Here is a 3329-nt window from a genome sequence, read left to right as displayed (position 1 = left end):
CCACCCTTAGAACCCGCGGCGTAGATTCCAGCACTTTCCTCGCCTAAGACTCGCTGACTGCAGTTGCCTCACATCAGGCTCAAGGGTCCGGCAAATCGCGGTGGAGGTGGCGGTCTGACTTACAAAATCTGCGCCAGCCGCTTCACACCTTCCCGGATGCGCACTGGAGAGACGCCGGAGAACGCTAGCCGCACGGCATCGGAGGGACGACCGTCCGAGTAGCACGCAGAACCGGGCACCAGAACAACTCCCTGCTCGATGGCATCGCGCAACAGATCATCCTTCTCGGCCAGTCCGGGCACCTTGACCCACGTGAAGAAGCCACCGGTCGGCTCGGTCCAGTCGGCACGTTCGGGCATGAACTCCTCCAGCGCAGCTCTCATGGCCTCCCAGCGCTCCCGATAGAACTCCACAGCTCGGTTCAGTGCCGGTTCCCATTGCTCGGACCCGACCCACGCGGTGACCAGCGACTGCGCCAGGTTGGACGGGTGGATCACCACGGACTCGGCAGCAATCTGCAGCCGTCCCCTGACTTCCGGGGGTGCCACGAGCCAGCCCACGCGCAGCCCCGGGGCAAAGATCTTCGAGAAGCTGCCAGGTGGATCACGTGTTCCGGGTCCATGCCGTGCATCGAGGGCAGCGGTCCGGAGCGGTCGAAGGACAGCAGCGCATACGGGTCGTCCTCCACGATCATCACGTCGCGTTCGGCACAGACACGCACCAATTCACGACGCCGCTCGGCCGGCATGGTCACGCCGGTCGGGTTCTGGAAGCTCGGGATCACGTACACGAACGGAACCCGTTTGCCCTCCGCAGCCAGCTCGTCCAGGGCGGTGGCCACGTGCTCGGGATCCAGTCCGTGGTCGTCGAGCTCCACGTGGCGAACGTCCACTTCGTAGGCACCGAACACTCCCAGCGCACCCACATAGGTCGGCCCCTCCGCGAGGATCACGTCCCCGGGATTGCAGAACAGCTTGGTCACCAAATCCAGACCGGCCTGCGATCCCGTGGTCGGAAGCACGTCAGCGGCGGTGATATCCGAACCACCCCGGGACATGAGGTGCACGACCAGGTCTCGGAGCGGCGTCGTTCCCGCTCCAGAACCGTATTGCAGGATCTCCCCGGCCCGTTCGGCCAACAGGAGGATGCCAAGCGCCGATGTCCCCGCCGGCAGCACCGACAGATCCGGATTGCCGCCTGCCAGTGAGACCACGGACGGGTCCATCGCAGTTTCAAAGACGGCGCGCACCGGCGAGGGCCGGAACTCCGCCGCGCGTGATGCGAACTCCACAGTCACTCCCCCTCGCCGTAGCGTGCGCCGGAGATGCCGTACGCGGGGCCGTCCGGAGCGGCGTCGGGACCCAGGCTGATGAGCGTGATCAACTCGTAGACCACGTTAGCCGCCGCGATGCCGGTGATCTCGGCGTGGTCGTAAGCGGGCGCGACCTCCACGACGTCGCACGCGACCACGTCCAGGCCACGCAAGCCGCGCAGGATCTCGAGAACCTCGCGGCTGGTCATGCCGCCCGCCTCGGGAGTACCGGTGCCGGGTGCGTGGGCGGGATCCAAGACGTCGATGTCCAAGGACACGTAGAGCGGGCGGTCACCCACGCGCTCGCGCAGGGCCTGGACCACGGCGTCCACGCCGGAGCGCATGACGTCCGCGGAGGAGACGATCTCGAAGCCGAAGGACGAATCGTCCTCCAGGTCCTTGGTGCCGTAGAGGGGGCCGCGGGTGCCCACGTGCATCACGGCGTCCGTGTCGATGATGCCCTCTTCGAACGCGCGGCGGAACGGCGTACCGTGCGTGAACTCGGCACCGAAATAGGTGTCCCACGTGTCCAGGTGCGCGTCAAAGTGCAGCAGCGCGATCTTGCCGTGCCGCGAATGAGCCGCACGCATCAGGGCAGCGCAATGGTGTGGTCACCGCCGATGGCCACGATCTTGGTGTCAGAGCCCATCAACTCGAGCGCGCCGGTTTCAATGGCCGAGATGGCGTCCTTGATGTCGAACGGGTTCCCCACCAGGTCGCCGGCATCCGCGACCTGAAGGTGCGCGAACGGCGAGTGATTCTGGGCAGGGTTGTAAGGGCGCAGCAGTCGCGAGGATTCGCGCACGTGATTGGGGCCAAAGCGCGCGCCGGAGCGGTACGACACTCCGGAGTCGAACGGGATTCCCACCACGGCGATATCCGTGTGATCGACCTGGTCCGTGCGCGGTAGGCGGGCGAACGTGGCGGGTCCGACCCACCGCGGAGTGAGCGCCGCATTGACCGGCCCCACGCGTTCCTGCCCGTCAGCCGTGGTTTCCACAATGCGTTCCGGTTCCACGGATTCTCCCTTCCTCCCGAGGATCGCTCGGGACACCACACGCTCCGGGGGCAACCAGGATGTGGTCGGTCCGGAGTCTCAGCAGTGATATTTTTCTGTGACCTAGTGCATAAACCCTATGCCCTGTACCCGTTTCGCGAGATCAACCCCTCACGCAACAGCGCCCCCCGCCACCTCTCGAGGAGAACCCCTTCATGAATGTGCTTGTCATCGTGCTGTACCTGGTGGCCATGGTGGTCATCGGCCTGTGGGCGGCACGCCGGGCCAAAACGGCCACCGATTACCGCGTGGCCGGCCGTCGACTCGGCCCCGGTCTGTACACGTCCACCATGGCGGCGGTCGTTCTGGGTGGCGCGTCCACCGTGGGCGGCGTGGGTCTGGGCTATCAGTACGGCATTTCGGGCATGTGGCTCGTGGTCGCGATCGCCACCGGCCTGGCGGCACTGAGTCTGTTCTTCGCGGGACGCATCCAGTCACTCAAGGTCTTCACGGTTTCGCAGATGCTGCAGTTGCGCTACGGCGACCGCGGCGGTGCGAGCGCCTCCTCGTTCGTGATGCTTGCGTACACGCTCATGATTTCCGTGACCTCCACGGCTGCGTACGCATCGATCTTCTCCGTGCTCTTCCCCATTTCCCGCCCCTGGGCCATCCTGCTGGGTGGCGCCGTGGTGATCGCGTACTCGGTGCTGGGCGGCATGTGGTCGATCACCCTCACGGACCTGATGCAGTTCGTATTCATGACCATCGGCATGTTCCTGATCCTGCTCCCGTTCTCACTCTCCGCCGCCGGCGGCATCAACGGGCTGACCGAACGCCTGGACGCCACCTACTTCCACTGGGGCTCCATGGGTTTCCAAGCGATCATCACGCAATTCGTGGTCTACGGGTTCGGCATGCTGATCGGCCAGGACATCTGGCAGCGCGTGTTCACCGCCCGCTCCCCGCAGGTCGCCCGCTGGGCCGCCTGGGCGCCGCCGCCTACGTGGCGCTGGTACGGCA

The 3329-nt window shown here is 65.7% G+C and carries 1 protein-coding gene and 2 pseudogenes; 1 reads left to right on the top strand and 2 read right to left on the bottom strand.

Annotated features, from left to right (window positions below):
• Positions 1–119 precede the first annotated feature (119 nt).
• Positions 120–1225 (bottom strand): annotated as a pseudogene (locus tag YO9_RS0115435) (aminotransferase-like domain-containing protein).
• A 68-nt stretch (positions 1226–1293) separates the two neighbouring features.
• Positions 1294–2330: pseudogene (speB, locus tag YO9_RS0115430) on the bottom strand (agmatinase).
• A 194-nt stretch (positions 2331–2524) separates the two neighbouring features.
• Between speB and YO9_RS0115425 the strand changes: the two are divergent.
• Positions 2525–3329, top strand: an 805-nt coding sequence (locus YO9_RS0115425) for a sodium:solute symporter family transporter (RefSeq protein WP_016998303.1), incomplete at its 3' end; no start/stop codon positions are given.

It is taken from the genome of Kocuria atrinae C3-8 (genome assembly GCF_000286355.1).
GTDB classification, from domain to species: Bacteria; Actinomycetota; Actinomycetes; order Actinomycetales; family Micrococcaceae; genus Kocuria; species Kocuria atrinae_A.
Note: the sequence above shows the minus strand (reverse complement) of the source record. Positions and strands in the feature narration are given on the sequence as shown.